The organism is Gordonia sp. J1A (assembly GCF_055393515.1).
Genome location: NZ_AP041607.1, coordinates 2,727,145 through 2,753,404 on the forward strand (window position 1 = coordinate 2,727,145; position 26,260 = coordinate 2,753,404).

The following is a 26,260-nucleotide window of genomic DNA, read 5'->3' on the forward strand; positions in this document are numbered from 1 at the left end:
TGGTGTTATGTTGGTATCGACACACTAAAACGCCTGCTCGCGAGCCTCTGAGCAGCGCCGATGACAGGTCCCCGACTTCGCTCACAAACCTAGACTTGTCAAGTGTGAAATACATCACACCTCCGATTCGGGGGTCCATTCGACACCTCGGCCGGCCATCCACGCATCGATCTCACCGCGCTCAGCGGCCTCAAGGGCGTCAGCGAGCCATGCCGGGCGGCGCGTCATCAGGCCATACCAGGACGAGGCGGCGATACGGCCGAGCACGGTCCCGCCGAAGTCGTCAGCAGCGACCTCGGCGTCGTCCCGCTCAGCGCCGCGAGCATCGAGAATCGCCGCCCATAGCACCTGACGCGGGGACTGGGGGTCTCGCGACCGATGCGACCACACGAGCTGACGGCGTCCCCGCGACGCGCTCTCGTACTCCCACCAGAGCTGCCATGCACGCGAAGGCCTGACCGGCGTGACCTCGGCAGTGTCGAGGTCGACGAGCAGCCACAGAGACGGGTCATCGTCGTCACGGAAGACGTCCCACCGGCGCGGTGTGCGCAGGAACCAGGACGAAGCCGTGTCGTCCAGAATCGCGTCATAGAGCAGCCGGAACGGGGGCTGACCCCCGGCCCGTCCTGACTTCATCACCTGACCCGCCGTGACCTCGTGCGCAGCATCGTAGGCGGCATCGAAAGTACCTTTCGTGAGGTACTGGCTCAGGAACTCTGCACCATAATCGCTGACAGGGCGCACGTCGACACCCGCCGCACCACAGTCAAACCCCTTGCGCCGCAGCCCTTTACGCCATCGCGTCATACAGCTCGCCGCGAATGCCAGACTGCCGAGCCAATCGCGAAACTCGGCCTCACTTTGCACGCTGTGTGCAAAGTGACGGGAAATCGAGGCCCGCAGCCGCCACCTCCAGTCCTCAGCGATCACCGACGACCAGGATGGAGCAGCCGAGAAGACCAGGCAGTGGATATGGACATGCCACCCCGAAGGCCCACCACCGGTCACCTCAGTCGTCCGCGTGAGCCCTGCGACCTGAAACGTATCGGCCTCACCGGGACGCGGCGGGCGGAGCCGACCCCGACGGAACTCACCACATTTGCCCGTCCAGGCGACCGTCCCGAATAGCTCCCGCCACCCGCTGCTCAGGCCGTCCCACAACTCACTCAGAGCGTCGTCACGCACATGGCGGAGAGTGAGCGTCAGGAGCCGCACAGACCCGCCGCCGTCGATACAGGCACGGATGGCGTCGCCCATCGACACGGCCCGCTCAGCAGCGATCACAGCCGAGCACCGGGGGCACGCCCACACGCTCCCGCAGGTCGCCACGCCGCCGTAGCCCGCGACAGGCCGATCACCGCCCGATACGCGCACAGTCACCTCGCGCGGCAACCCCTGACCTGCGAAACCTGGCTGATCAGCGGCGATCAGCCGACCGCAGCATCGAACCGCCTTGAGCGACGAGGCCTCCCACAGCATCGCGCGGGCCGCGAAGCGGATGCGACGACGCTGCTGCGAGTCGAGATCGCCGTACCGCACAGGCTCAGAGCCGATCTCACCCGATCCGGGCGAAAGGTGGGGCTGCATTAATTCTGAGTAGTACCAAGGGGCCGACCCGCCGGGCCGCTTCGCGGCCGCGTCGGCTCCGGCTGCGCGCGGCTCCTGCGTCGCCGTGCTCGCCTCCGCCGCCGCCCTTGCAGCACTCCCCAGGTGGCATCCGCCCTCACCCGTGGAGTCCGCGACCTGGCCCTGACCTGATCCGGTGCGATCCGGGTGGATCGGATCGCTTCGGATCGCATCGGCAAACTGACCCTCGCACCGGGCCGAATCGAGCGCTATGCTAGGCACAGGGCCTTCAGTTGTGGTGTTGACGCTTCGCATTTTTGGTCCTCCCGATCCCCGGCCGTGCACTCGGCCGGGGATCAATTCGTTGTGGGAAGACGAAAGGCGAAACCGTCGTGTCGGCCACGTGTCGGCACAGACTCCAACGAGTACCAACCCACGCCGCGCACTCCCGCGTGAAACCGCAGCTAAACCAATTATCAACGCTTCTGACCAGCCAGCAATATGCACTCGTAATGAATAGGTCGGGGGTTCGATTCCCCCAGGCGGCTCCGCTGTGATGAGTCGCGACATCGTTTACACACGATGTCGCGACTCATTGCTTTTCCGGGGGTTCGCGGGTTGTCGGTGCCACCCAATGGTCACTGGTCCGGCGTCTTCGCCTTCGGCGGTCAGTTGTCGGCGCAGTGCGATGATTCGGTCGGTGATCACTGCCGGGGTCGTTCCGGGGCGATGACGGGGAGCTCGTGAGCCCGGCGCGCCAGCCCTGCGGGTCCTTCGCGAGTCGTTTGTCTTCGGTTGTCATGCCCGATCGTGGCATCGGCTCACCGCGTCGAGGTCACTGCCACCGAGGTCGCAGTCTCACACGCCAGGCGGCTCCGCGAAACTCTCCGGCCATGTGCAGATCCGTGCCACGAACCGTCGTCGATGACGCCGAATCCGCCTTCGGTGGCTATATTTCAGGCGAACTCCCCGTTCCGGACCCGACAGGACGTGCCCCGAATGCTCCGAAATCTCCGAACTCTCGTACTAACCGCCGCGGTCGCGCTGACGGCCGTCGCCGGTGTGACCGTCGCGACTCCCGGCGAGGCCGCCGCCGCCGACCGCTACCAGGGTCCGACCCTGAAATCGGAGCAGGGCTCGTTCAATGGCAAGAACGTGCGGCTGACACTGACCAATCCGAACCCTGCCACCGTGCTGGGGAGTTCCTGCACCTCAGCGCTGCTCGACGGCACTCAGGCACTGCAGGCCTTCGTCGCTTTTAACGCCGGCGACTACGGGACGATCGTCAAGATCATGCTGAACTCCGGACTGCGGTTCGGTCCCGCCGCGAGCAACAACCTGATCAGTCCCGGACCCAACAGCAACTCCACGGACGTCAAGGTCGGCGACGGCGTCTACCTGTTCCTCGGAACGTGCGGCGGTTTGGGCACCCTGCTCGACCCGACTGATGTCGGCGTCACCGTGCGTCCGGTGATCGTCCCGAGCGGCATCGGCAGCATCGGCTCGGTCCTGGACTTCGGCAGCCTGGCGATGCAGTCCGGCGTCGGCAGCTCCGATTTCGCGAGCATCCTCAGCCTGCTCTCGGCCAGCTGACGCGGGCGGAATACCCGGCGGCCGGCCGACGTTCCATTCGCAGTCACACCGCAGATGAGAATGTGAAGCCATGAACGCTCCGACCGCCGACCGCATGCCCGCGCTGTTCCTCAGCCACGGCGCTCCTCCCCTGGTGGACGACGAACGGTGGGTCGGCCAGTTGGAACGACTCGCCGCCGACCTTCCGCGACCGCGGCAGATCCTGGTGGTCTCCGCTCATTGGGAGGCCGCACCGCTGACCATCGGAGCCACGGACTCGAGAGTCCCCCTCACCTACGACTTCTGGGGATTCCCGGACCGCTACTACCGAACGACGTACCCATCGCCCGGCGCACCCGATCTCGCTGATCGGGTCGCCGGGCTGATGCCGTTGGGCGAGCAGGTGCATCGCGACGCCGAGCGGCGGCTCGATCACGGCGCATACGTGCCGCTCACGATCATGTACCCGGACGCCGACATCCCGGTGCTGCAGATGTCGATGCCGACCCTCGATCCCGCGCGCCTCATGCGTCTCGGCGAGCGGCTCACCGAACTGCGCGACGAGGGCGTGCTCATCATCGGATCCGGTTTCACCACTCATGGCCTGCCCTTCCTCGACGATCCGTCGCCCGGCGCGACGCCCCCGCAGTGGTCGGTCGACTTCGATGAATGGACACGCGAACGCTTCGCCGCCGCCGACGTCGACGGTCTCCTCGACTTCGCGCACCGCGCACCCGGTATGCCGTACGCGCACCCGCGAACCGAGCACTTCGCGCCGCTGTTCGTCACCCTCGGCGCCGCCACCCGGGCCGACGCCGTACCCGAGCAGCCGATCGACGGCTTCTGGATGGGACTGGCCAAGCGCAGCATCGTCACCGCGTGACCCGCGCCCTCTGCCTGCCGGCACCGGACGTTGAGCGGGCAGTCGCCCAGGCTTGTTCGGCGTCCAGCCCCCAGGCTCGTTAAGCGAGCAGCCACCACCCAGGCTTGTTGAGCGAGCGGAGCGAGTCGAAACTCCCGCTGGCTGTGTTTCGACTCGCTCCGCTCGCTCAACTGGCCTGAGAACGAAAGCGGCCTAAGAACCACACGCTCACCCAACCGGCCTGAGAACTAAAGCGGCTTAAGAACCAGACGCTCGCTCAACAGCGACAGCCGGCGTGCCGCTCGCATCCCCGACAGTGCGAGCGGCACACCGGCCGTCACGCCGACGGTCGTGTGCCGACCGTCAGTCTCTCCGACGCCTCCTCGACGTCACGCCCCGACGCGCTAACCCCTCTCATAGCGCGCCGTGGGCGTAAGCCCCGACAGGCCGGCCGCTGCTCCCCGGCGGCTGACCCTCGTCCCTCTCCCCTGCGCACCTATAGTTGAGGCAGGTTCCGCACCGTCCGAGGAGACTCACATGCCCGACTTCATCGACAAGATCAAAGAGAAGGCCGAAGCTGTCTCCGCGGCGATCGACAATGAGCTGACGGTGCTGGAGGGTGCCGGCGGCGACGATCCTCTCGCCGAGCACGACGAGTCGGAAGCCGCCTACGGCGACGACTGATCGCTAGGCGTCCCCCGCCGTAGCGAACCGTCGCGACACGTACCACCCGGCCGCGGCCGGGATGCACATGATGCCCGCGAAGATCGCAGTCCCCGTCAGCGGACGAGTGAACACCTCGCCGCCGGCGTAGCCGACCGTCCCGTGGTACAGGACGGAGACCGCGTAATAGAGGACTGTGGCCAGCACGAGCCTGGACACGATGGCCCAGTTCCGGCCGATCCGGTCCTCCAAGTTCTCCCAAGTGAGCATGCAACCATTTCACGCGCCCGCGCGTGACGGATGAAATCGCCGGATCCGAGAATCGGGATAACCTGCTGGTCAAAGGACTGAAGAATTTCTCCGGTCCGGAGAAACCGGCTCCGGTGGAGCCCGCCTTCGGGCGTTCAGCGGCGTGCCAGCTGCCTGCCGATCCGCACCACCATGGCGTCGACGGCGAACTTGGGCTTCACATTCGTCTCGAGTGCCTCACGGCACTCCAGCACCGCCTCAAGGCACCGCAGAAGCTGTTCGGGAGACGCGTGCCGCGCCATCGGGACGGTCAGGTCCTGAGCCTTGTCCGGGTGCATCAGTGTCACCTGTGCTCCCATCGACAGCGAGAGCCCGTCGCGGAACAGAGCCGCGAGGTCGACGAGCGCGCGGTCGAGCACGTCTCGCATCGTCCGGGTGCGGCGCGATTTCTGCCGCTTCTCGAGTTCCTTCACCGCACCGGCCGTTCCGCGGGGCGGCCGTGCGGTGCCCTTGCCGGTTCCGCCGGCACCGAGGGCGGTCATCAGTTCCTCGGTCTCGGCGGCGTCGCGCTCGGCACTGATCTGGTTCGCTGCCTCGGTCGCCGTCTTGACGAGCGTCTCGGCCGCCGCGAACGCGGTGGAATCGCGGGTGGCTGCCCGAGCCAGGCCGAGCGCTTGGTCGCGCTGTGCGCGTGCCGACCCATCGACGGCGAGGCGGCGGGCCCGGCCGACGTGCCCGCCCGACACCGATGCCGCCCAGGACGCGCGGTCGGCGTCGATCCCGTCACGGTCCACCAGGACGCGGGCGATGTCGGCGGCCGCGGGCGCGGTCAGTCCCACATGCCGGCACCGCGACCGGAGCGTGATCGCGATGTCCTCCGGCGCCACCGAGGGCGCGCAGAGCAGGAAGATGGTGCGGTCCGGCGGCTCCTCGACGGCTTTCAGCAGCGCGTTGGCGCCCTGTTCGGTGAGCCGATCGGCGTCCTCGACCACCACGATCTGCCAGCGACCGGTGGTCGGGCGGCGGGCCGCGAGTTGGACGATGTCGCGGATCTGCGCCACCGAGATGGTGAGCCCCTCGGGAACGATGTGCCGGACGTCGCCGTGAGTCCCGGCCAGCACGGTGGTGCACGCACGGCATTCACCGCAGCCCACCTCGTCGGCCGCCTGACACTGCAGCGCGGCCGCGAAGCAGGTCGCGGCCACCGACCTGCCGCTGCCGGGAGGACCGGTGAACAGCCAGGCGTGGGTCATCGACTCGCGCGGACCCGCCTCGGACTCGGATCCCGGGCCCTCGTCGAACATCGACACCGCCCCGGCGTCCGCTTCGTCGAGTCGAGCGGCCACCGACCGCGCCGACGTCGCTGCCGCCAGAAGCTCTTCGATCAGCGCTTGCTGCCCGATCATCCGGTCAAAGACATTTGTCACATCAGCCAGCCTAAAGCCCAGTTCAGACAACACGCATCCCGCACGCTGTTTAACAATTGCAAGCATGCCGCTACCTTGGATGACATGGTAAGACGACGGTCGTGGTTGTCCAGAGCAGCGCACACCCTGCGCTGGCTGGCACACACACCGTGGCCGGTCCTCGCACTCGACATGCTTCGCGCGAACCTGATCGGTGCCCTGTTCACATTCGCCTTCCTGCGTTTCGGCATGCCGCGCGTCGACTCGATCTCGATCAGCGAGTTCAACGCCCAGAATCAGGTGGCCTTCGGGCTGTACCTGTTCATCGCCATCATCGTAGGTGCGTATCTCTCCATCCAGCTGAGCATGCCGGTGCTGATCTGGCACCGTCGGCGGACCAGACTCGACGACGCCGCCGCACGCAAACGGGCGCTGAACCTCCCGACTCTGCTGACCGCGGTGAACCTCGGCCTGTGGGGCATCGGCGGAGTGATCCTCGCGGTCATCAACCTGCGCACGTCGATGAAGGACTTCGTCGTCGTGATCATCGCCAGCCTGATCGGCGCCCTCGTCACGGGCGTGCTGAGCTTCATGCAGGCGGAGAAGGTGCTGCGGCCGATCACCGTGGCCGCGATGGCCAACGACCCGGACAACTCCAACGCACCCGGCATCGCCACTCGGATCACCGTGTTCTGGGTGGTGTCGGTAGCCGTGCCGATGACCATCATCGCCGCGCTCATCATCCTGCAGCGCACGGCGGTCATCGACACCGACGCCGTCGGCCTGCAGCGGCCCATCCTGTGGATGGCCGCGGCCGCCCTGGTGTTCGGGCTGCTCGCGATCACCCGCCTCGTCCGGTCCATCACCGATCCGGTGAAACAGCTGCGCGTGGCGCTGAATCAGGTCCGCGCCGGCAACCTCAACGTCGCGGTGAAGATCTACGACGGCAACGACCTCGGTCTGCTGCAGGCGGGCTTCAACGAGATGGTCTCCGACCTCCGCGAACGCCAGCAGCTGCGCAACCTGTTCGGACGCTATGTCGGCGAGGACGTCGCCCGTCGGGCGATCGAGACGGGCACCGAACTCGGCGGCGAGGAGCGTTACGTCGGCGTGCTGTTCGTCGACATCGTCGGGTCGACGCGTTTGGCGGTGAACCGGCCGCCGCGCGAGGTGGTGGAACTGCTCAACGAATTCTTCAAGGTGGTCGTCGACGTGGTCGGCAGGCACGGCGGATTCGTCAACAAGTTCCAGGGCGACGCCGCGCTGGCGATCTTCGGCGCGCCCCTCGAGCAGGACGATTTCGCCGGTTCGGCGCTGGCCGCCGCACGCGACCTGCGCGTCGAGCTCGCGCGACGGCTCGGCGACGTGGACATGGGTATCGGCGTCTCCGCGGGCAAGGCGGTGGCCGGCCACATCGGCGCGGAGCAGCGGCTCGAGTACACGGTGATCGGCGATCCGGTCAACGAGGCGGCACGCCTCACCGAACTGGCGAAGGACGAGCCGACCCGCGTGCTCGGCTCCGCCCGCGCCGTCTTCCTCGCCGGCGAGGGCGAGGCCGAACACTGGCGGATCGGCGAGGGCGTCGAGTTGCGCGGCCGCGGCATCGAGACTCTCCTCGCCCGCCCCGACATCGACGTCGCCGAGCCGACGTCCACGCTGGAGTAGCGCCGGGGCGGGCCCGAGGTCGCCCGGCCGGCAGTCCTTGGTCACTGGTCTCCGGTCCCGTTCGGCACTGTCGGCGATGGGACTCGACGCGCGAGGATGGGTCGATGAGCTACACCCTCGACCGACCCGTGATCGTCGGAGTGGACGGGTCCCGGCGCGCGCTCGGAGCCGCCCGATGGGCTGCGGAGTGGTGTGCCCGCACGCGGTCTCCGATCCGGCTCGTGTACGCCGTTCCGGACGATGTGTGGTTCGCCGCCCACGATCCGTTCGCGATGTGCGTCGACCCAGCGCTCCGCCGAGAGGCGAACACAGCCGGGACCAAGGTGCTCACCGAAGCCCTGGCCGCTGCCCGCGAGGTCGCACCGGACCTGGACATCGCCACCCAGGTCTACAGCGGCACCCTCGCCGACCACGTCGCCGAGTACTCCTCCGGAGCGTCGATGGTGGTCATCGGGTCGACGCGGTCCGGTCCCATTCGCGACGTCCTGCTCGGCAGCCAGGTGATGGGGGTCATCCGGTCGTCGTCGTGTCCGGTCCTCGCATGGCGCGAGGACGATCCCGCCGACAGTGATCGCGACGGACTGGTGGTCGGATACGACAGTTCACCTCACGCCGACCGCGCGCTGACCGTGGCTCTGCATCAGGCGCGGGCTCTCGGCGAAGAGCTCACCGTCGCCTATTACTTCCCGGCCGCCGCCATGATCGGCGCCGGATACGCGCTCAACCTCGTCAACTGGAGCCTGGTGGAGCAGGACGGGATCGCACGGCTGCGGCGTCGGATCGCTCCCGCGTGCGAGCAGTTCCCGGAGGTGGACGTCGACATCGTGTACGGCGACTCGTCCGCGGCACGAGGGTTGGTCGGCGCATCGTCGTCCGCCCGGCTCCTGATCGTCGGCTCACGCGGGATGGGGTCGGTGGCGGGCACGTTCATGGGATCGGTGAGCCAGAACCTGGTGCATCACGCGCGGTGCCCGGTGCTCGTCGTCCCGTAGGCGTCACGGCTCCGGTTCGACGGCCGGATGCAGCACCGCAGCCCCCGCGAACCGGCCGGCCTTCAGGTCACGCAACGCGTGCAGCGCCTCGTCGAGCCGGTACGGCCTCGTCGTCACCTGCAGGCGGTGGTCGTCGGCGAACTGGAGGAAGGCGACGGCGTCGTCGCGAGTGTTGGCCTCCACACTCCGGATCTCCTTCTCGTGAAAGAGATGCCTGCGGTAGTCCAGCGGCGGGGTCGCACTCATATGGATCCCGGCGAGGCACAGGATTCCGCCGCGGTCGAGCGCCTCGAGTGCCGTGGGGATCAGTTCGCCGACCGGCGCGAAGATGATGGCCGCATCGAGCGGTTCGGTCGGGCTGTCGTAGGCGCCGCCGACGGAGACGGCTCCCAGATCGGCGGCCAGTCGACGCGCGTGGGGAGCCTGAGTGAGAACGTGAACGCGGGCACCCTGATGAATCGCGACTTGCGCGACGAGATGTGCGCTGCCGCCGAACCCGTACAGACCGAGTCGCCCGCCGGGCGGGAGTTCGGCGCGGCGCAGGGCACGGAAGCCGATGATCCCGGCGCACAGCAGGGGCGCCAGCTCGTCGACGCTGTAGCCCGTCGGCAGGCGCAGCGCGTAGGCGGCGGGCACCACCGCGAACTCGGCGTATCCGCCGTCGGCGTCCCATCCGGTGTAGGTGGAGTCGGGGCACAGGTTCTCTGCTCCGCGCCGGCAGTACACGCACCGACCGCAAGTGCTGTGCAGCCACGGGACCCCGACTCGATCGTTCACCCGGAACTCGGTGGTCGTGCCCGGCGCGATCTCCACCACGGTGCCGACGACCTCGTGACCGGGCACGACATGCGGTCGGTGCACCGGTAGATCGCCCTCCACCACGTGGAGGTCGGTGCGGCACACGCCGCACGCGTCGACGCGGATCAGCAGCTCGCCCGGTGAGGGCGTCGGGACCGGTTCCCGCGTCCATTCGATCGGCGACGTCGTCGACACCGGGCCGGTGTCGGTCACGCGCCAGACCCGCATCGTCGCAGGTCGGGCAGCGCGGTCGGGGGCACTGTGATCCGGAGGCGTCGATCGGGAGTCCACCAGTCCAGTGTCCCCCGGCCGACCGGTCCCGGCCAAGGGTCGCAATGCCTCGATCGGCTGGCCCCGGCAGCCTCGGGTCCCGCTCAGTCCTCGGTCTTCGGCGCCGTCTTCTTGGCGGCCGTCTTCTTCGTAGCCGTCTTCTTCGCTGTGGTCTTCTTCGCCGCAGCCGTCTTCTTCGCAGCGGCCTTCTTCGCTGTGGTCTTCTTGGCCGTGGTCTTCTTGGCGGTCTTCTTCGCCGTCTTCTTGGCCGGACCGCGGGCACGGCGGTCTGCGAGCAGTTCCATCGCCCGCTCGGGTGTGATGGTCGCCACCTCGTCTCCCTTGCGGAGGCTGGCGTTGGTCTCGCCGTCGGTGACGTACGGACCGAATCGGCCGTCCTTGATCACCATCGGCTTCTCGCTGACCGAGTCGTTGCCGAGTTCGCGCAACGGCGGCGCTGCGGCCGCACGACCACGGCGCTTCGGCTCGGAGTAGATCTTCAGCGCCTCGTCGAGCGTGACCGTGAACAGTTGCTCCTCGCTGGTCAACGACCGCGAGTCGGTGCCCTTCTTGAGGTACGGACCGTACCGGCCGTTCTGGGCGGTGATCTCCTCTTTGCTCTCCGGGTCCACTCCCACCACGCGCGGCAACGACAGGAGCTTCAGGGCGTCGTCGAGCGTGATCGTCGAGATGTCCATGCCCTTGAACAACGAGCCGGTGCGCGGCTTCGGTCCGGCCTTCTTGGCAGCCTTCTTCGCCGTCTTCTTCGCGGTCTTCTTGGCCGTCGTCGTGGTCGTCGCGGTCGCGACACCGCCCGATCCGCCGTTCGGCACGTCGTCGAGCGAGACCACCTCGTCCGCGCCGCCGCGCGGTGTCGGCCCGGCCGGAATGGTCGGGACGGGCGCCGACGTCCCCGGGTCCTCGTCCTCGTCGTCCTCGGACGGAAGGATCTCGGTGACGTAAGGGCCGAATCGGCCCTCCTTCGCGACGATCTGGTGTCCGGTGGCCGGGTCCACGCCCAGCACACGGCCCTCCTGCGGTGTCTCGAACAGCTTCTCCGCGACGTCGAGCGTCAGTTCGTCGGGCGTCATGTCCGACGGCAGGTTGGCGCGCTGCAGATCGGGCTCGGCGTCCGGTCCCGCGACGTTGCGTTCCAGATACGGGCCGTACCTGCCCACCCGCACGAACACCGGACGGCCCTGCGAATCATCGAACAGCTTGATCGAGTTCACCTCGCGGGCATCGATGCCTTCGAGGTTCACTCCGACCAGCTTCTTGAGTCCGCCGACGCGGGCCATCGCGCCCGCCGCGTCTCCGTCGTCGTCGTGCTGAGCCTCGTCCGCGCCGAAATAGAACTCGCTGAGCCAGCGGGTGCGGTCGGCGTTGCCCGACGCGATCTGGTCCAGGTCGTCCTCCAGCGACGCGGTGAAGTCGTAGTCGACGAGGCTGTTGAAGTAGCCCTCCAGCAGCCCCACCACGGCGAACGCGATCCATGACGGAACCAGCGCGCTGCCCTTCTTCACCACGTAGCCGCGGTCCTGGATGGTGCCGATGATCGACGCGTAGGTCGACGGCCGGCCGATGCCCAGCTCTTCGAGCACCTTGACCAGCGAGGCCTCGGTGTAGCGGGCCGGCGGGTTGGTGGAGTGTCCGTCGGCGGTGAGCGACGCGGCGGTGAGCGTCTGCCCTTCGCGGAGGTTCGGCAGCCGGTTCTCGGCGTCGTCGGCCTGGCCGCCGGCCAGCGCGTCCACAGTCTCGACGTAGGCCGACAGGAAGCCGGGGAACGTGATGGTGCGGCCGGACGAGGCGAAGGTGACCTGTTCACCGCTGGGGCTGGGACCGGCGGTCGCGTGCCCGGTCAGCCGCAGGCTCATGGTGGTACCGCGTGCGTCGGCCATCTGCGAGGCGACGGTGCGCTGCCAGATCAGCTCGTAGAGCCGGAACTCATCGGTGTCGAGCGCCGACGCCACCTGGCCGGGGGTGCGGAACGAGTCGCCCGCCGGGCGGATCGCCTCGTGCGCCTCCTGCGCGTTCTTGACCTTGCGCGTGTACTGACGCGGCGTCGGGTGGACGTAATCGTCGCCGTAGAGCTGACGGGCCTGCGACCTGGCGGCGTTGATGGCCGACTCCGACAGCGTGGTCGAGTCGGTACGCATGTAGGTGATGTAACCGTTCTCGTACAACCGCTGCGCGATCCTCATCGTGCGGTCGGACGAGAACCGCAGCTTGCGGCCCGCCTCCTGCTGCAGCGTCGAGGTCATGAACGGCGCGTAGGGACGGCGGGTGTACGGCTTCTCCTCCACCGACGTCACCGTGAGCGACGCGCCCTCCAGTGCGGTCGCGAGGGCTCTCGCGCGCGCCTGATCGAGCACCGTGACCCCGGTGGCCTTCTTGAGCTGGCCGTCGGCACCGAAGTCGCGCCCGGTGGCGACGCGGTCGTCGCCGATGTTCACCAGGCGGGAGGCGAAGGTCCGCGGCGACGAGGACTCGCCGGCGTCCACGGTGGCGGCGATGTCCCAGTAGTCGGCGGAGACGAACGCCATGCGCTCACGTTCGCGCTCGACGATGATCCGGGTGGCGACCGACTGCACTCGGCCCGCCGACAGCTTCGGCATGACCTTCTTCCACAGCACCGGCGACACCTCGTAGCCGTAGAGCCGGTCGAGGATGCGGCGGGTCTCCTGCGCGTCGACCATGTCGATGTCGAGCTCACGCGGATTCTCGGCGGCGGCGCGGATCGCCGACTCGGTGATCTCGTGGAACACCATGCGCTTCACCGGGATCTTCGGCTTGAGCGTCTCGAGCAGATGCCAGGCGATCGCCTCCCCCTCGCGGTCACCGTCCGTCGCGAGGTAGAGCTCGTCGACGTCCTTCATCAGCGACTTGAGTTCGGAGACAGTCGACTTCTTGTCGGCGGACACCACGTACAGCGGCTCGAAGTTGTCGTCGACGTTCACGCCGAGGCGAGCCCAGGGCTGGCCCTTGTACTTGGCGGGGACGTCGGCTGCACCGCGCGGCAGATCGCGGATGTGGCCGCGAGACGATTCGACGACGTAGTTCCCGCCCAAGTAGCCCGCGATCTTGCGGGCTTTGGTCGGCGACTCGACGATGACGAGACGCCGGACGGCTGAGGATGCGTTGTCGGAGGCGGCCACGGGTGCCCTTCAGTCAGAGAATTGCTGCTCGATGCCGTTGTACCTTATATAACGCGTCTTCTGCACGTCACCTCGGATTGTGGGGTCGGGACGTTGGTCCCGAATGACACACGTCGGGTAGTCCGAACGGACGACATCCGGTGGGGTCGCCGCACCTCACGGCCTATGGGGAAGGCCACACACCTTCCGGAGCCCCGTCCGGTGCGATGCCGACGGTCTCGAGCAACCGGGTGACCCGCTTGCGACTGGAGATCCGCAGCGCCGGGTGCGGCCCGCGCGTTCCGACGAGGGTCGGTGCGATGCCGACCCGCATGAGCGCGGTCGACAGCGGCGCGTGAGTGTCGGGGGCACTCGGGTCGAGGCCGAGCAGGTAATGAGCGCCGTCCGGGCGACCGGACGCGAGAGTCCACAGGCGCAGCGCGTGCGGGGTCGGCGTCCACCCCTCAGGAACCGCCTTCACGGCACCGGCAGACCATGCACGGTGCAGCGCGGTGATCCGCGGATTGGCCTCGGTCCGTGCGATCGGGCGGCCCTCCTCGGAGGTCACGATCTCCGCTTCGAGACCGGCGCCGCGGATCTCCGCGCAGATCTCCTCCGCGCGCCATTGCTCCCCGACCACCACGGAGACGCGTGCACCCCAACTCGTGTGCACCGACTGACCCTGTGCCGCAAGTAATCCGGCGAGGTCCGCGATGGCCGGGTCCTCGATCTCCGCAGAGAACAGCGACATCTGACTCACACGACCATGGTACGGCCCGAATGTGACAGTGAGGTCTCCGGCCGACGCGGGACGAAAAGACCGGACTCCCGGCCGCCGAAGCGGTCCGGGAGTCCGGTGAAGTCTTGTGTCGAACCCTGGCGGGCTCAGAGAAGACTAGAGGGCGTGAACGCCGGTGGCCTGCGGGCCCTTGGTGCCCTGACCGACCTCGAACTCCACGCGCTGGTCCTCTTCCAGGGTACGGAAGCCGTTGCCCTGAATCTCGGAGTAGTGCACGAAAACATCGGCGTTGCCGTCGTCAGGCGCGATGAAGCCGAAGCCCTTCTCCGCGTTGAACCACTTCACAGTTCCCTGTGCCATTTACTGCATTCCTTTACATTGCATTGCATCACCCATCGCAACGGAGCCGCGACGGGGGCCTGTTCCGACCGCCATACTTCAACAAGCCTCGCCGTAGGGCGATGAAACCAACTGCAGTACACCGGCCGCAACGAACTTCGATCAGATCGGAGCATGCGACCGCCTTAAGCTAATCACGTTCCTCACGCCAATGACACCCTCATTCGGCAGGTCGTTCGGCGACACGCCGGAGAAGGCGCCAAAGTCCCTGCGTACCATGGGTGCTTCGGGCAAGACGAATTGAGGGCAGTGAGGCGAGAACACGGCATGTCGCAGCGTGGTTACGGCAGCGAACTTCTCGGCCGCACCCTCGAGGGAACGCCGGAGGGCACCGCGGGACTCACGCACATGTCGGTGATCGATCCCCGCGGCGCGGAGTTCACCGATTGGCCCGACTGGGTGCACCCGGCGGTGCGCGAGGCGTTCGTCGAACGCGGAGTGCAGCGTCCCTGGCGTCACCAGTCCGAGGCCGCGAGCCTCGCCGCCGGCGGTCGCCACGTCTGTGTCTGCACCGGCACCGCATCGGGAAAGTCCCTCGCCTACCAGCTCCCGGTGCTCACCACCTTCGCCGACGACCCCGACTCGACGGCGCTCTACCTGTCCCCGACCAAGGCTCTCGGGACCGACCAGCTCCGGTCGGTGGCGCAGTTGATCGCCGGCCGGCCGGAGTTCGCGCACCTGCAGCCGTGCGCTTACGACGGCGACACCGATTCGGAGCTGCGTCAGTGGGCGCGGCAGCATTCCCGCTGGATCTTCACCAATCCCGACATGCTGCAGATCGGCATCACCTCGACCCATCCCCGATGGCGGCCGTTCTTCGCGAAGCTCCGCTACATCGTCGTCGACGAATGCCACCACTACCGCGGCGTCTTCGGCTCGCACACCGCGCTGGTGCTGCAGCGGGCACTGCGGATCGCGCGGAAGTACGGCGCCGACCCCGTCGTGATCGGGGCCAGCGCGACCGTGTCGAACCCGGCGCAGGCCCTGTCTCGGCTGATCGGCGAGGACGTCGTCGCCGTCACCGAGGACGCCTCGCCCCACGGTGAACGGACCGTCGCCATGTGGGAGCCGGGTTTCCTCGAAGAGGTCACCGGGGAGAACGAGGCTCCGGTACGCCGCTCCGCAGGATCGGAGGCGGCACGACTGCTCGCCGACTTCGTCATCGAAGGCGCACGCACCCTGTGCTTCGTACGCAGCCGGCGCGGCGTCGAGGTGACCGCGGTGCGGGCCCGGCAGATCCTGGCCGAGACGGCACCGGAGTTGGTCGACCGCGTCGCCGCGTACCGCGCCGGATACCTCGCCGATGATCGGCGCCGGCTCGAACGGGCCATCTCCGAAGGCGAATTGCTCGGTGTCGCGACCACCAACGCCCTCGAACTCGGCGTCGACATCTCCGGGCTCGACGCCGTGGTGGTGGCAGGCTACCCCGGAACGGTCGCCTCCTTCTGGCAGCAGGCCGGACGCGCCGGTCGGCGGGGCGAGGGGTCGATCGTCGTGATGGTGGCCCGCGACGATCCGCTCGACACCTATCTGGTGCACCACCCCGAGGCGCTCCTGGAGCGCGCGGTGGAGGCCACCGTCACCGACCCAACCAACCCGTTCGTCCTCGGTCCGCACATGCTGTGCGCGGCGACCGAGTTCCCGCTCACCGAGGCCGAAGTCGCGGCCTTCTCCGCTGAGCAGGTGGTGGCCGACCTCGCCGCCGAGGGCAAGCTCAAACGACGCAAGGCCGGCTGGTACGCGGCACCCGGGCTCGACCCGCACGGCGACATCGATCTGCGCGGCGGCATCGGCGGACAGGTGCTGATCGTCGATGTCACGTCCTCCCGTCTGCTCGGCACCGTCGACACCGCCCGCGCCATGACTTCGGTGTACCCGGGAGCGGTGTACCTGCACCAGGGCGAGAGCTTCGTGGTCGACGAACTCGATCTCGACGACGGCCTCGCACTGAGTCACCCCGAGGAACCCGATTGGACGACGTCGGCTCGCGAGGTCAGCGACGTGTCGATCCTCGAAACCGTGGACCGCCGCGAGTTCGGTCCCCTCACCGTCGCTCTCGCATCGGTCGTCGTCACCAGTCAGGTGGTCGGTTTCCTCCGCAAGTCGCTCAGCGGCGAGATCCTCGACTCGGTTCCGCTCGACCTGCCGGAGCACCGACTCGAGACCCGCGCCGTGATGTACACGCTCACGCCCGAGGCGATGATCGACGCCGGCATCGCACTCGACAAGTTCCCCGGCGCACTGCATGCCGCCGAGCACGCGGCCATCGGAATGCTGGGGCTCGTCGCGACGTGCGACCGCTGGGACATCGGCGGACTCTCCACCGCGCTGCATCCGGGAACCGGCTTGCCGACCGTGTTCGTCTACGACGGTTCCCCCGGCGGGGCGGGCTTCGCCGATCGCGGGTACGAGGCGTTCACCGAGTGGGTCGCAGCCACCGAGGCCGCCGTCTCCTCATGCGGCTGCGACACCGGCTGCCCGTCGTGCGTGCAGTCCCCGAAGTGCGGCAACGGCAACGAACCGCTGGACAAGGAGCACGCGATCAAACTGCTCCGCCTGATCGGCCGTCTGCACACGTAGCTCCGGGCCGACCCGCGGCCCTACGGCGACTCGACCGGCCCCGCCCGCGCGACCGCACGCGCCTCACGAATACCGAAGCGACCCAACCGAACCCTGACCGCGACGGACAGCTGCACGTCGTCGCCGTCGACCACGCAACCGGTCATCCTCGGATCCCCCTCCTGCCTCGACATCAGCTGCCGCGCGGCCGCACACGCCTCCCCGTCTCCACTGACCCGCACCGCAGCGGCCGCCAGTGCGGACAGGTCCGCTGCCGACTGCGCCCGATGCCTCGCCACCACCGCTGCACCGGAATACAGCATCGCCACCAGCAGGAACCCCAACCCCGCGATCACCGCGGCTCCGGCGACGGTCGAGAATCCCTCGTCACCCTCCGTCCCCCGAACGCTCATCGCCGTGCCCCGGTCCGCCCGCCTCATCGCCGGTCGGCTCGCGAGCGGCCACCGCCTTCGCCGAGACTCTGACGAAAGGAAGCAGCGGGACGTCCGCCGACACCTCGACCACCACCCGGTCGTTCTCACCGGACACCGCGATTCCCGCACCGGCGGGCGCCACCTCCGCGCCCACGCTGCGGGCCGAGTCGTCCCCCGCGGCCGTCAGCCGCGCCACCTCGCGTGCCGCATCGGTGCACCGGATCTGCGCCGACACCGCGGCCACCGCTCCGAGGCCGATGAGCAGAAACGCCGCTATCGCCGCGAGTGCATACGCCGCCTCCACGGTCACCATCCCGGACTCGTCGCGGGCGCACCGCCGGATCAGCGCGACCGTCCGGCCACGCACGGCTCACCCCGCCGACGTGCTCAGTGCCTTGCCGATGATTCCGGTCAGCGCCGAGAGCACCGAATCGCCGGTGACCACCGTGTACAGAAGCGCCCCGAACGCCGCCGCCGCGATCGTGCCGATCGCGTACTCCATTAGTTTCAATTAATACCACGGTATGATCCCTGACATGGGAAAACGTGCGTTGATCGTGGTCAGGTTGTCCCGCGTCACCGATGCGACCACCTCGCCGGAACGGCAGGAGCAGGCATGTCGCGAACTGTGCGAGCAGCGCGGCTACGACGTTGTCGACGTAGTCGAGGATCTTGACGTGTCTGCCGGTGCGACAACACCGTTCACGCGCCCAAAGCTCGGCCCGTGGCTGAACAGCCGGCACCAGGAGTTCGATGTGCTGGTCTTCTACCGCGTCGACCGGATCGCACGTCGACTCTTCGACCTCTCGGAGCTGATCCAGTGGTCGCAGCGCCACGACGTAACCCTCGTGTCGGCCACGGAGTCACACTTCGATCTGTCGAACGACTTCGGTGACATCATCGCGCTGCTCATCGCGAAAGTGGCCGAGATGGAGTTGGCCGCAATCAGCGCCCGCAATGCGTCGGCGTCGCACCACAACATCCGCAGCGGAAAGTGGAGGGGTGGGATCGCGCCCTGGGGTTATGTACCTGAGAGGGGTGACGACAAGGTCTGGCGACTCGTACAGGACCCGGTGCAGGTTGAGGTGATCCACGAGGTCGTCGAGCGGGTGTTAGCCGGGGAGCCGCTGCGTCCGATCGCTGCCGACCTCACTAAGCGGGGCGCGCTGACGCCCAAAGATCGTATGAGCCAGATCAAAGGGCGGGAGATCAAGCACTACGGTTGGGCCAGTGGACGGATGAAAGAGCAACTGACCTCCCGCACCCTGCTCGGACAGATCGTCACTCGTGACCCCGTGCTCGATGCGAAGGGACAACCTCAGCGAGATACCAAAGGGCGCCGGGTACTAGGCCCGGAGTTCGTCGTCACCGGAGATGATGGCCGGCCGGTGGTGCGGGCGGAGCCGATCCTGACGCGGGAGATCTTCGACCGAGTCGGCGCGGCGCTACGAGCCCGCGAGGTCGATCGTACGGCGACGACGACGTCGGGGTTACTGCTCAAGGTGCTGTTCTGCGGTGTGTGCGGAAGACCGGCGTACCGCCTCAAGGGTGGTCCGGGCCGCAAGCCCAGGTACCGGTGCGCCTACGCCCAGGACAAGAAGGGTGCTGCTGGTGTTTCCGGGCCGTGCGACAACCGTTCGGTGCCGCTGGAGTGGGCAGACGACGAGGTAGAGAAGCACGTGCTCGACCGGATTGGCTCGATGGAGCGGATGACGAGAGTCTGGTTCAGTGGCAGCGACTCTCGTACCGAGCTGGCCGAGGTCGACGAGCTGCTCGCCGACCTGACTGACCAACTGGGTACAGGGGCCTTCAAACGCGGGACCCCACAGCGTGCGCGTCTGGACGAGCGGATCAAGGCACTGACTGAGCGACAGGACGAACTACGTGGCCAGTCGATCGAAGCGCCGTCATGGCGATACGAGGGCACCGGCGAGACGGTGTCGGAATGGTGGGACCGGGTCGACTCCGCAACGCGAACAGCGTGGCTTCGTGATGCGGGCGTACGCGTGACGTGGCTATCGCACACGGAGAACGGCCGTACGAAGGTCGACAAGTTCGAGATCATGATGGGCGCCGGGCCGGATCTCGACGGTGCCGCCCTGCCCGGGCCGATCGCCGCGATGGCCGAAGTGCGCGCGGCCGGCGGATGGGACGCCGACGGGTGGGCTTCGATCCCAGAGGCTTTGGCGGGCCGCTACTGGCGTGATGGTGCCGAGCCGACGGAAGTCGAATAGCTCAACCAGCGTCATCGTGTGTTGAGGCGCGCGAGAACGCGGTTGCGCCCAGGAGCAGCCCCGAACCTCGCCGCGGTGTGCCGCATAACCTGCGGTTTCAAGTCGGCGGGGTGGGACCGAATAGCCTCGACCGCGGCGTGTCGCGTTGGTGAACTCGCGATTCGGTGACAACATTAATTGCGAGTGTTACCGCTGTTGGGCGGTTGACCCGCTCCGGTGCTCGCGCGGCTGACGCGCAGCAGTCGACCACAGGTCGGGACCATGCCCGGGGCAGCGCAAGCGGGGTTTACCAGGCGGTTCGGCGCAGACAGTTCTGCGGGCCGACTGCGAAGATGACCTGGACCGAAAGCACTCCTCAACCTTGAGGAGCATTTCGTGTCTGTCCCGTCCGTTCGATCCGTCCCATCCGCGTCTCCCGCGCGCACGAGCCGCCGAGACGAGCTGTCCGCGCTGAGCACCGCCCGTGCCGTGCTCGACGATCGCCTGTCCGACACCATCGTCGCCGCCCGCCGCGACGGTTTGAGCTGGGCCGCGATCGCCGCCCAGCTCGGCGTGACGCCGCAGGCGGTCCACCGCAAGTACGCGCCCCTGGTCGGAGGCGCTCGATGACCGCCACTTCCACGGCGTCGACGGCCGTGGGCTTGTCCCAAACTGGTCTGTCCCAGATCCGCGGAGCAGAAAGTGTTTCGGCACAAGCACCGGAAACAGCGATTTTTGAGCTGCAAGTGAGACCCCTCTTCAGGAAGGGCCCTCTGACCAGGCAATGCGTGCGCGTACGTACGCGCCTCACTGGCTGAAGCCAACTGAGACCAAGTGAGACCAACCCACCTTGACCTGTGGTGATGTGGTCTCACTTAGGGAACTCCTAAGTGAGACAACTGAGACCACACGAGGTCACAAACGGGCAACTCGCCCACCGACGGCCCGTAGGGCCCACCAGAACTGAAAAAAGAAGCACCCGGGCCGTCACCCAGGTGCTTCTCACAGAAAGGAATTGGCGATGCTGCGCCAACATCTCAATGATAACCCGCCGCGCCCTCGGTGCGGTCAATCCCGCGATCGTGACCGGGCCCGTGCGTTCGGCGCGGTCTGGTTCAGCGACCGGCCGATCACCGCGGCCGACGTGGCCGAGCTGAAGGCCGCTCTGGAGGCCACGGACGCCAAGTACGCGTTCGGGCTGCATGACCAGGACGAGGCTCGCGATCACCTGCAGGCTGGCCTGCAGTACCCGACGCAGCGCGATCTGGCCGTGGTGCAGGCGTCGCTGCCGTCCGGCTACGTGGTCGTGAAGATCACCGGTCGCCTCGCCTGGCCGAAGCACGTGGACTACCTGACCCACGAGGGCATGTACGAGCTGGTCAGCAACTTCGACTACAAGGCACTGATCGCCAAGTACGCGCCGAAGAAGCCGAAGGTCGGCTTGCAGGAGATCGATCGCCAGCTGTTCGAGGGCGAGCTCGATCCCTTGCACTGCGCCGAGCTCTACCCGGACACCTACCGCAAGCACGCCGGAAAGCTCAAGCGCACGTACGACGAGGGTGTCCGACTGCGCACCCTGCGATGGGAGGAGCAGGAGGAACGTCGCCTGGCTGCCGCCTTGGCGGAGCAGAAAGCCCGAGCCGAGCGTAAGCGCCAGGCCGAGCGCGAAGCCGAGCGAGAGTGTGCCGAGGCCGCGGCCCGGCGGCTCGTCGCCGAGCTGGCCGATGAGCTGGCCTGGGAGAACTCCCCGGTGCGCCTGTCCGAGGTCGCCGAGGAGGTCGAGCGCGCGGCTGCGAGCCGGGCCCGACATGCTGAGTGGAAGCGGCAGCGGACGGAGGAGTGGCTGGCCGCCGAGAAGGCGTGGTACGCGACCGAGGCGGGGCAGCTGCATGCGATCCGCTACATCGTGGCCTGCTACTTCGACTTGCTGCGAGACAACGAATTGCCCGTGCCGTCGACCAAGGTTCGTTTGCACCATGTGCTCGTAGACGTCGCTATGGCGTTCCGAATCGAAGAACTCGAGGACGCGCATTTCGCGAGCCACGAGCTGTCCGAGGACGAACAGGATGCCTGGACCGCGGAGATGGTCGCGGAGATTTACCGCAACCCGGCGAGCGTCTTGACGGACTGGATCGCGGGCGGGGTCCCGACAGCCGAGGAGTTGCACCAGCTCTACGCACACGTCGGTGGGCCCGACGAGGAGGACGTCAAGGATTTCACTGGCTGGCTCACCGGTTTCGGCACTCGCCACATGCTTCACGATCGCGACGCCGAGGACGGCGAGGAACCCATGAAGCGTGCCTGCGCCCTCCGTGAACTCGGCATGCGCAATCGCGATTTGCTCACCGAACCCGTGGGGCTGCCCAGTGTGGCGTACGCGAAGTCCGTGCGTGAGCGGCTGATCAACGCGTCGACGCCGACACACATGCGCAGCAAGTAACCAACAACACGTTTGCCGAGGAGGCACCGATGATCAACCCGATGAAGCTCGACCCGAACCTCGATAACTACGGCTACCGCTACTACGCGGGTGTTCTCGGTGCCTTCGTGGCGCTGTCGGTGGCCGGGAACATGGCGTACTACATGGTCCCGGAGATCCCGACGGCGGTCGTGGCGCTGTCTCACGGCACGCCGCCGGCGATCTTCGCATTGATGGTTCACATGGGGCCGACCCTTCGAGCCAGTTTCGCCGGGTCGGTCCGGCGGCCGGGACCGCGGGCACGCCGTGAACGCGGTCATATCGACTGGGGCTCGCTCGCTCTCTTGGCGGTCCTCGGCGTGGCCGTGGCCACGGTCGCGGTCATCGCGCTCATCGTCTCGTTCTCCGGCCTGGAGGGCTTGGCCGCGGCGATGGGGTGGGGCCGGTGGTCGTGGACCCTGCCCGTGCTGATCGACGTGCCGGCGGGCGCGGCGACCATCGGCGTGATGGCGGCGGCGTCCGCGATGAAGGCTGATGCGGCGGTCGCCGACGAGGTGACGAGTTCGACCGACGAGGTCATCACCAACTCGTCGCTCGCATCTCGTCACCCCTCTGAACTGGGCGTTCTGGGTGACGAGTTGCTCGACACCACCAACGAGTTGGCGGCGGAGACGGTCGACACCGCTGGGCGGAATTGGTGTGTCGACGGCAACTCGTCGCCCAACTCGACGGACCGTCGAGTTACCGACGAGTTCGACGAGCAGAGCGACGAGTTGGGCCAGGGCACTGTCGAGTTCGGCGACGACCTCGACGACACCGACGAGTTGCTGCGCGAGCGCGCTCGCGAACTGGTCGCCACGACGAAGATCAATGCCAGCGCAAACGAACTCGCGACGGTCCTGGCACTCGACGGGCGAGGCGAGTCGAAGCAGGCGATCGCCGACCGCATCGGTCGCTCGCGCTCGACCGTGACCGGCTGGCTCAAGGCAGCCGAGGGACCGGCGAAAGAGGGCCAGCGCCGCACGGCGCTGGCCGTGGTGAACGACTGAGAGGGCAGATGATGACCGAGCTGATGAATCTGGACGAGCGGTTGATGCTCGCCGAGGAGCGCGTGGAAACGCTGTGGGAGCTGAAGGCTTTGGCCGGCCGGGTCGCCGAGCGGGTGTTCGACGAGTTGAAGGACTCGCCGGCGGTCGCCGCGCTGCTGCGCTCCGACGACGCGATGAGCTGCCCGCGACCGGCCGAGCCGGTGCGCGGCGGACCCTGACGCGCTAGCCAGCCACCAACTACAGAGCCCCGTCACCGGCAGGTGGCGGGGCTCTGTCGTTCCATGGGCCGGTGACACGCACGACGACGACCCGCCGACGCCTCGAAACGCGGCACCGCTGGTGTCTCGGTGGCGTGTCGTCGCACCGCGTAGACCCGGATCGGGTCAGTCAAGCGCGAACCGCGGGCACCGCCGGCCCCCGGGTGGACGCTCGACGTCGCGGCGATGCCTCTCTCGTGGGTCGTCGCGCCCCGAAACGAGGCGCGGGTGGTCGCTGGTCGGCGTGTCGACGCACCACAGCAGGTCCATGATTACTGGCTGTCGTTTGTTCAGGGCTTCTCCGTCGGCACCGGTGCGTTACGCGTTTGCGATAGTCCGCCCAGTGCCCGCGCATCCGCGCTGCGATCAGCACAGCCCGCCGCCTCACCACGTCGACAGTCACCAGCTCGCCTCAACGGCACGTCGACCGTGACCGACTTGGCCCGGAGTGCAGCAACACTTCTTCCTCGCTGCGGGCCCCACTGATCACGGGACTCCGCGGCCACCTCGCGGCGGACCGGCGTCGCCGGGCTCCAGGTCCCTCTCTGGCATCTGAACAGGCTCGCCCGCCGAGGCCGCCGCGACGTCCCGGCGCAGAGTCTCCTGGGTGGGGCGTGGCCGGTGCGAGCGCGCGAGCACCGGGTGCGCCGTGCCCTCCCTGGCCGCAGGCCGGGGACCCCGCCAGGGCTCGCGGCGGGACGCCGCTCCCCGGTCCGGTGCATCAGCGCCGGGGGAACCCAGCCCGCCGCGCCGACGGCGGGGTCTGGCCGAACAGGCCTGACCCCGTAGAGGGCGCGCCAGCGCCCGACGAGCCCCCGGCAGGGCCCTCGGAGAGCGCCTCAAACCGGAGGGAGCGAAGCGACTGGAGGTTTGACTTTAAGGCGCTAAAAGTCAAACCCGGGTACGATGGGTGGAACGACGGTGGGGGCAGGCGGAGCCAGGGCCCCGCAGCGGCGTTCAGGGCCCCGTCGTACCCGGGTTTGACTTGGGCGCAGGCGCACGTCGCGGGCGGGGCCGGTCGGAGGAGGAGCGGCGCCAGCCGCCCCGACGAGGGCCGGACCAGGGCCCCGCGACGAGTGCCGAGCAATCACAGCAGAGAGGAGACGAGGCCGTGGCCGAGTCGACAGAGCCCGCGTCCCGCGCGGGCTGGCACGCCCAGCACCTCCAGCACGGCCGCGAGGCGGCCGGGGCGAAGCCGAGCACTTCAACCCGCGGCGAGCGGGCCCGCATCCTGCGCGAGGCGATGCGCCAGCTCGACGACGCCGACGCCGCGCGCCAGGCGAAGCGGAATCCGTCCATCGTGGCGGCTGACACGCGCCTGAACGCCGCCTACGTCAACGACGGGAACGGCGGCCTGCGCGAGTTGACGGCCGTCGACGGAGTGGATGCGGTCCTCGACTACGGGGACGGCCGCATCAACGCTGTGAGGCGGAAACTGGCCGACAGTACGTTCGAGACGACCACGATCGTGGCGTGGGTGCCGAAGTCCCTGCTGAAAGAGATTCCGGCCTACTACCCGGTCTTCAACAAAGCCGGGACGGAAATTGGCAGGCGTTCTCGGTGGGTGATGCCCGACGACGAGGCCGGTCGCGCGGCGGTCTCCCGCTGGTTCGCCGAGACGCACGAGCACCTGACCACCGATGTCCTCACCGGGGGCCACGACGCGGTCCACGGCGTGGTGTGGAACTTCGACGAGTCGACCCCTCACGTCCACTGGATGGCCGACACCTTCGCGCCGATGATCAAGTCGGTGACCTTCGACTCCGATGGAGCGGCGATCACCGAGGGCGGCGAACCGGTCGTGAAGTACGGCAAGCCGGTGACCAGGTCGACCCTCATCGAGCTGGAGGCCGACCTCGACGGGATCGACCGAGTGCGCCACGCGCCGGAGATCCCGGCCTCGTCGATCGGCGGCGTCGACGAGCACGGCCGGCTGGTCGACTACCACGGGCAGCTACTGCTCAGTAGCGCCGGCGCACCCGTGCAGGCGAGCACCCACCTGCGGACCGAGGCCCAGCAGATGTGGGGCCAGTCGAGGGAAGTCACCGAGGAACGGACCGACCCCGAGACCGGCAAGACCCGCCGCGTGCAGATCACCGGGGCGACGAAGATGCATCGCTACCAGGAGATCTACCGGCGCACGATGCTCGCCGCCGGTATCGATGTCGAGGCCGAGGTGAATCCACGCGGAACATCTCTGAACAAGGCCGCCTTCGGCGCTTCCGAGGCCGAGAAGCTGGAACTGGCCAACGCGCGGTCCGCCGTCGCGACCAAGGAGCACGCCCTGGCCCGAGCCAGCGCGGATCTCGACGAAGCGATCCAGACGCACGAGACGATGGTCCGCGAGACGGCCGAGCACGAGCAGCGAGTGGACCGCAAGGGCGCGATCGTGGACCAGCGGCAGAAGGAGCTCTCGGCAGCCTGGGGGCGGATCAACACCGCGAGGACCTCGCTCGACCGCAAGCGCGAGCAGGTGAGCGCCGCCCAGCAAGACACCGCTCGCGCGCTGGCCGAGGCCGAGCAGGCACTGCAGGACGCCCAGGCCTCCCTGACGCGCCAGCAGACGGCAGAGGCCGCCCAGCGCGAGGCCCTGGCCGCGGAGGAGGCCGTGGCTCGCACTGAGGTCGAGACTCGTGTCGCGACCTACGAGCGCGAGCAGAAGGCCGAGGTCGACGAGCGCGTCGCCAAAATGGTCGACGAGCGCGTGCAGTCCGAGGTCGAGAAGGCCCGGCGAGCCGGCTTCGACTCCGGCAAGGAGTTGGCCGAGTCGGCGCTGAATCGCCGACGCGCCGAGCTGAAGGCCGGATTCGACGACGCATTCGCGCATCTGGAGACGATGCAGGCCGATGTCGTAGCGCTGTTCAAATCTGTCCCGCCGGACAGGTGGAGCCCCGGGATGAAGGTGGGGTGGAAGGTCTACGGCGAGGCCAAGCGGATGTGGAATGCTCCCGCCGAGGAGGCCGCGGCGCCGAGCGACGCAGATGGCAGCCCCGACTTCGCGTGAGCTCGATGCC

22 protein-coding genes and 1 pseudogene are annotated in these 26,260 nt (G+C 68.0%); 12 read left to right on the forward strand and 11 right to left on the reverse strand.

The window, feature by feature from the left end; all coding sequences use genetic code 11:
• Positions 1–114: 114 nt before the first annotated feature.
• Both ACZ5QD_RS12700 and ACZ5QD_RS12705 read right to left on the reverse strand, forming a co-directional pair.
• Complete coding sequence (locus ACZ5QD_RS12700) at positions 115–1,587, reverse strand: rep family protein (protein ID WP_464366813.1); 1,473 nt, start codon at positions 1,585–1,587, stop codon at positions 115–117.
• 603 nt (positions 1,588–2,190) lie between these two features.
• Positions 2,191–2,342: pseudogene (locus ACZ5QD_RS12705) on the reverse strand (IS481 family transposase); the annotation flags it as partial.
• A gap of 223 nt (positions 2,343–2,565) precedes the next feature.
• Between ACZ5QD_RS12705 and ACZ5QD_RS12710 the strand changes: the two are divergent.
• The 3 genes from ACZ5QD_RS12710 to ACZ5QD_RS12720 all read left to right on the forward strand — a co-directional run bounded on the left by ACZ5QD_RS12710 (position 2,566) and on the right by ACZ5QD_RS12720 (position 4,684).
• Positions 2,566–3,159: a hypothetical protein gene (locus ACZ5QD_RS12710; RefSeq protein WP_006898119.1), complete on the forward strand. Its 594-nt coding sequence runs from the start codon at positions 2,566–2,568 to the stop codon at positions 3,157–3,159.
• Between the two features lie 70 nt (positions 3,160–3,229).
• Entirely contained in the window at positions 3,230–4,021 is a 792-nt protein-coding gene (locus ACZ5QD_RS12715; RefSeq protein ID WP_346076770.1) for a dioxygenase family protein, read from the forward strand.
• A 516-nt stretch (positions 4,022–4,537) separates the two neighbouring features.
• Positions 4,538–4,684, forward strand: a complete 147-nt coding sequence (locus ACZ5QD_RS12720) for a hypothetical protein (protein WP_169317727.1) — start codon at positions 4,538–4,540, stop codon at positions 4,682–4,684.
• A gap of 3 nt (positions 4,685–4,687) precedes the next feature.
• On the opposite strand, the gene ACZ5QD_RS12725 is transcribed toward ACZ5QD_RS12720, so the two are convergent.
• Together ACZ5QD_RS12725 and ACZ5QD_RS12730 are read right to left on the reverse strand one after the other, a co-directional pair.
• Positions 4,688–4,933 (reverse strand): hypothetical protein, encoded by a 246-nt coding sequence (locus ACZ5QD_RS12725; RefSeq protein ID WP_006898121.1) that lies wholly within the window; start codon positions 4,931–4,933, stop codon positions 4,688–4,690.
• Between the two features lie 134 nt (positions 4,934–5,067).
• Complete coding sequence (locus tag ACZ5QD_RS12730) at positions 5,068–6,339, reverse strand: DNA polymerase III subunit delta' (RefSeq protein WP_039868125.1); 1,272 nt, start codon at positions 6,337–6,339, stop codon at positions 5,068–5,070.
• Positions 6,340–6,423: 84 nt separating this feature from the next.
• Between ACZ5QD_RS12730 and ACZ5QD_RS12735 the strand changes: the two genes are divergently transcribed.
• A complete protein-coding gene (locus ACZ5QD_RS12735) occupies positions 6,424–7,983 on the forward strand; it encodes an adenylate/guanylate cyclase domain-containing protein (RefSeq protein ID WP_039868127.1) in 1,560 nt (519 codons plus the stop codon).
• A gap of 104 nt (positions 7,984–8,087) precedes the next feature.
• Positions 8,088–8,975, forward strand: coding sequence for a universal stress protein (locus ACZ5QD_RS12740; protein WP_278125260.1), 888 nt, complete (start codon positions 8,088–8,090; stop codon positions 8,973–8,975).
• 3 nt (positions 8,976–8,978) lie between these two features.
• Here ACZ5QD_RS12740 and ACZ5QD_RS12745 read toward each other — a convergent pair whose 3' ends face one another.
• The 4 genes from ACZ5QD_RS12745 to ACZ5QD_RS12760 all read right to left on the reverse strand — a co-directional run bounded on the left by ACZ5QD_RS12745 (position 8,979) and on the right by ACZ5QD_RS12760 (position 14,276).
• Positions 8,979–10,001: a zinc-binding alcohol dehydrogenase family protein gene (locus ACZ5QD_RS12745; RefSeq protein WP_006898125.1), complete on the reverse strand. Its 1,023-nt coding sequence runs from the start codon at positions 9,999–10,001 to the stop codon at positions 8,979–8,981.
• Positions 10,002–10,147: 146 nt separating this feature from the next.
• Entirely contained in the window at positions 10,148–13,198 is a 3,051-nt protein-coding gene (gene topA / locus ACZ5QD_RS12750; protein ID WP_464366814.1) for a type I DNA topoisomerase, read from the reverse strand.
• A gap of 163 nt (positions 13,199–13,361) precedes the next feature.
• Positions 13,362–13,937: a hypothetical protein gene (locus tag ACZ5QD_RS12755; RefSeq protein WP_039868129.1), complete on the reverse strand. Its 576-nt coding sequence runs from the start codon at positions 13,935–13,937 to the stop codon at positions 13,362–13,364.
• 135 nt (positions 13,938–14,072) lie between these two features.
• Positions 14,073–14,276 carry a cold-shock protein gene (locus tag ACZ5QD_RS12760; protein ID WP_006898129.1) on the reverse strand — a complete coding sequence of 68 codons (204 nt, stop codon included), beginning with the start codon at positions 14,274–14,276 and terminating at the stop codon, positions 14,073–14,075.
• Between the two features lie 306 nt (positions 14,277–14,582).
• Between ACZ5QD_RS12760 and ACZ5QD_RS12765 the strand changes: the two genes are divergently transcribed.
• Complete coding sequence (locus ACZ5QD_RS12765; protein WP_062366409.1) at positions 14,583–16,895, forward strand: DEAD/DEAH box helicase; 2,313 nt, start codon at positions 14,583–14,585, stop codon at positions 16,893–16,895.
• A 20-nt stretch (positions 16,896–16,915) separates the two neighbouring features.
• Here the strand turns inward: ACZ5QD_RS12765 and ACZ5QD_RS12770 are convergent, their stop codons facing one another.
• Genes ACZ5QD_RS12770 through ACZ5QD_RS12780 form a run of 3 tightly spaced genes read right to left on the reverse strand, consistent with a single transcriptional unit; the run spans position 16,916 to position 17,810 of the window.
• Complete coding sequence (locus tag ACZ5QD_RS12770) at positions 16,916–17,287, reverse strand: Rv3654c family TadE-like protein (RefSeq protein ID WP_062366407.1); 372 nt, start codon at positions 17,285–17,287, stop codon at positions 16,916–16,918.
• Positions 17,262–17,675, reverse strand: coding sequence for a TadE family type IV pilus minor pilin (locus tag ACZ5QD_RS12775; protein ID WP_082781251.1), 414 nt, complete (start codon positions 17,673–17,675; stop codon positions 17,262–17,264). Before ACZ5QD_RS12775 ends, ACZ5QD_RS12770 begins: the two co-directional genes overlap by 26 nt.
• A gap of 3 nt (positions 17,676–17,678) precedes the next feature.
• A complete protein-coding gene (locus ACZ5QD_RS12780; protein WP_464367270.1) occupies positions 17,679–17,810 on the reverse strand; it encodes a DUF4244 domain-containing protein in 132 nt (43 codons plus the stop codon).
• Between the two features lie 34 nt (positions 17,811–17,844).
• Here ACZ5QD_RS12780 and ACZ5QD_RS12785 point away from each other — a divergent pair, with 34 nt between their 5' ends.
• The 6 genes from ACZ5QD_RS12785 to ACZ5QD_RS12810 all read left to right on the forward strand — a co-directional run bounded on the left by ACZ5QD_RS12785 (position 17,845) and on the right by ACZ5QD_RS12810 (position 26,250).
• Positions 17,845–19,542: a recombinase family protein gene (locus ACZ5QD_RS12785; protein ID WP_464366815.1), complete on the forward strand. Its 1,698-nt coding sequence runs from the start codon at positions 17,845–17,847 to the stop codon at positions 19,540–19,542.
• A 375-nt stretch (positions 19,543–19,917) separates the two neighbouring features.
• A complete protein-coding gene (locus ACZ5QD_RS12790; RefSeq protein ID WP_464366816.1) occupies positions 19,918–20,151 on the forward strand; it encodes a helix-turn-helix domain-containing protein in 234 nt (77 codons plus the stop codon).
• A gap of 385 nt (positions 20,152–20,536) precedes the next feature.
• A complete protein-coding gene (locus tag ACZ5QD_RS12795) occupies positions 20,537–21,961 on the forward strand; it encodes a hypothetical protein (protein ID WP_464366817.1) in 1,425 nt (474 codons plus the stop codon).
• A gap of 29 nt (positions 21,962–21,990) precedes the next feature.
• Positions 21,991–22,989, forward strand: a complete 999-nt coding sequence (locus ACZ5QD_RS12800; protein ID WP_464366818.1) for a helix-turn-helix domain-containing protein — start codon at positions 21,991–21,993, stop codon at positions 22,987–22,989.
• Between the two features lie 11 nt (positions 22,990–23,000).
• Complete coding sequence (locus tag ACZ5QD_RS12805) at positions 23,001–23,207, forward strand: hypothetical protein (RefSeq protein ID WP_464366819.1); 207 nt, start codon at positions 23,001–23,003, stop codon at positions 23,205–23,207.
• Positions 23,208–24,357: 1,150 nt separating this feature from the next.
• Positions 24,358–26,250, forward strand: a complete 1,893-nt coding sequence (locus tag ACZ5QD_RS12810; protein ID WP_464366820.1) for a hypothetical protein — start codon at positions 24,358–24,360, stop codon at positions 26,248–26,250.
• Positions 26,251–26,260 lie beyond the last annotated feature (10 nt).

Bases quoted from the DNA above. Each gene is read 5' to 3' on its own strand.
- ACZ5QD_RS12700 (WP_464366813.1), bottom strand. From the start codon at position 1,587: ATGCAGCCCCACCTTTCGCCCGGATCGGGTGAGATCGGCTCTGAGCCT.
- ACZ5QD_RS12710 (WP_006898119.1), top strand. From the start codon at position 2,566: ATGCTCCGAAATCTCCGAACTCTCGTACTAACCGCCGCGGTCGCGCTG.
- ACZ5QD_RS12715 (WP_346076770.1), top strand. From the start codon at position 3,230: ATGAACGCTCCGACCGCCGACCGCATGCCCGCGCTGTTCCTCAGCCAC.
- ACZ5QD_RS12720 (WP_169317727.1), top strand. From the start codon at position 4,538: ATGCCCGACTTCATCGACAAGATCAAAGAGAAGGCCGAAGCTGTCTCC.
- ACZ5QD_RS12725 (WP_006898121.1), bottom strand. From the start codon at position 4,933: ATGCTCACTTGGGAGAACTTGGAGGACCGGATCGGCCGGAACTGGGCC.
- ACZ5QD_RS12735 (WP_039868127.1), top strand. From the start codon at position 6,424: ATGGTAAGACGACGGTCGTGGTTGTCCAGAGCAGCGCACACCCTGCGC.
- ACZ5QD_RS12740 (WP_278125260.1), top strand. From the start codon at position 8,088: ATGAGCTACACCCTCGACCGACCCGTGATCGTCGGAGTGGACGGGTCC.
- ACZ5QD_RS12745 (WP_006898125.1), bottom strand. From the start codon at position 10,001: ATGCGGGTCTGGCGCGTGACCGACACCGGCCCGGTGTCGACGACGTCG.
- ACZ5QD_RS12760 (WP_006898129.1), bottom strand. From the start codon at position 14,276: ATGGCACAGGGAACTGTGAAGTGGTTCAACGCGGAGAAGGGCTTCGGC.
- ACZ5QD_RS12765 (WP_062366409.1), top strand. From the start codon at position 14,583: ATGTCGCAGCGTGGTTACGGCAGCGAACTTCTCGGCCGCACCCTCGAG.
- ACZ5QD_RS12770 (WP_062366407.1), bottom strand. From the start codon at position 17,287: ATGAGCGTTCGGGGGACGGAGGGTGACGAGGGATTCTCGACCGTCGCC.
- ACZ5QD_RS12780 (WP_464367270.1), bottom strand. From the start codon at position 17,810: ATGGAGTACGCGATCGGCACGATCGCGGCGGCGGCGTTCGGGGCGCTT.
- ACZ5QD_RS12785 (WP_464366815.1), top strand. From the start codon at position 17,845: ATGGGAAAACGTGCGTTGATCGTGGTCAGGTTGTCCCGCGTCACCGAT.
- ACZ5QD_RS12800 (WP_464366818.1), top strand. From the start codon at position 21,991: ATGATCAACCCGATGAAGCTCGACCCGAACCTCGATAACTACGGCTAC.
- ACZ5QD_RS12805 (WP_464366819.1), top strand. From the start codon at position 23,001: ATGACCGAGCTGATGAATCTGGACGAGCGGTTGATGCTCGCCGAGGAG.